We start from the raw sequence: 1,061 nt of genomic DNA, 5'->3' as shown, positions 1-1,061 counted from the left end.
CTCACAGAGCAAGGGAGAAAGCGGCAGATAACACGCAAATAGCGTCATTCAGGCTTTTTTTTCATAACCCCCCCCGATTCATCGAGAGAATGTGTCGATTAGCAGGATAGGCTCAGGCCCGGAGGGCGTTCAGTTTTGTCGCGTGTCGACCGGGGAGACCGGGTAACGGGGATTATGGGTTTTTTGGTTAATACCTTGAAATAGAGGGAGGAAAATCGAATAAAGAAATTCGGGTAGTCTCATACCTCTAATAAGTCATGGATGACTCGTCATTATGTTTGATGCTCTAACGGCTGCTGAATCTACGCAGCGTTCACTTCCTGAGTCTATGACTCAGAGTCCGCACATACCTTTTATTGCCAAGTCTATTCCAGACTGGCTATTGAGCACCCGTGCAGAAAATCGCACCGCTTTAAAACAGAATGTTGGACCTGCCATGCCCTGGTATGACATGGCGTCGGCGCAATTACGTGGTGAGATGAAAAGGGCGTTTGAGGACAGTTGGGTATCACAAAACGAAACTGATAAAACCCTGAACAAAATTCAGGAAGTCGAAACGTTCGCAGAACAGCTTTTAATCACTGCGCTGAAAGATAAATACGGCATTACCCTGGATGTCAAAGCGACCTACCTGCGGCTTTACTGCCCCAAGGGCATTGTCGTCGGGTTTGATGTGCGGACGCTGTCACTGCTTGAGGCCTCGCTGCATAACTTCGAAGTTAAAGAAACCCGAGCGGGTTATTTCGACAGGGCGAGCGACTTCATTACGAAGCCTTCCGCTTCCGGGCAATTCGACGTCGTGCCGATCAAACATAAACTGTCTGTCGAGGCCTTTGCAGCGCTGTGTCGTGAACTGGATATCGGGGCTCGATACCAAGCTTACCTGAAGGCATTCATGGGGTTCACCAACCCGGTGGCAAGGGCGGTGTTACAACATAAAGTACAGGCCAGCCAACAGGATGCGTTGCGTGCGGCCAGTGTTCTGGCGCTCATGAAACAAGACATCGATCACGATACTCACCGGATGGAAACAAGACATCGATCACGATACTCACCGGATG

General features: G+C 49.9%; 1 protein-coding gene. It reads left to right on the top strand.

The features are described 5' to 3' along the window. Positions 1–274: 274 nt before the first annotated feature. Positions 275–1,061 (top strand): dermonecrotic toxin domain-containing protein (locus tag AC1DLB_RS30790; RefSeq protein WP_477786376.1); only part of this gene is annotated, 787 nt, incomplete at its 3' end.

This window comes from Pseudomonas sp. 05N434 (assembly GCF_056396965.1).
Note: the sequence above shows the minus strand (reverse complement) of the source record. Positions and strands in the feature narration are given on the sequence as shown.